Origin of the sequence: Streptomyces aurantiacus JA 4570 (assembly GCF_000414115.1) — a bacterium.
Classification (GTDB): Bacteria; Actinomycetota; Actinomycetes; order Streptomycetales; family Streptomycetaceae; genus Streptomyces; species Streptomyces aurantiacus_A.
The window spans coordinates 1-441 of sequence record NZ_AOPZ01000262.1; the positions used below are offsets into that span (position 1 = coordinate 1).

Below are 441 nucleotides of genomic sequence, written 5' to 3' on the forward strand. Positions count from 1 at the left end.
AGCGCGGGGTTCCAGAATCCGGCGTTCAGGACGAACGTGCCGACCCTCGGCCGCTCGGTCGCCTCGGCCGCCGCGACGACCGCCGGGAACGGCGCGGGCATGCCCAGGTGGTCGGGCACCAGGAGCTCCTCCGCCCTGCGGCACTTCGCGCGCCACTCGTCTCCCGCCGAGGGGGTCATCATGTTGACGCCGAACCGGAACGGCCTGGTCATGAACTCTCCTCAGGTGTCGAGCAGTTGACTGACGGGACCGGCAGCCGCCCACGACGCCCGCGGGCGGCTGCCGGTCCCGTCAGTCCATCACTCGTGGGCGATCGCCTCATCGCCTCCAATATCTCGGCCCGTTCGACGCCGCTGTTGAACAGCGGCCAGGCGGCGATGTCGGTGTGCAGCCGCCAGACATCCTCGACGGGCGCGGCGACGGTGATCTCGTGCCGGGTGC

1 protein-coding gene and 1 pseudogene are annotated in these 441 nt (G+C 71.0%); both read right to left on the reverse strand.

Annotated elements, in window-relative coordinates:
• A pseudogene (locus STRAU_RS24155) lies at positions 1-212 on the reverse strand (LLM class F420-dependent oxidoreductase); the annotation flags it as partial.
• Positions 209-441: SRPBCC family protein (locus tag STRAU_RS40510; RefSeq protein ID WP_203227457.1), on the reverse strand; the 233-nt coding region annotated here is incomplete at its 5' end. The gene STRAU_RS40510 and the pseudogene STRAU_RS24155, both read right to left, overlap by 4 nt.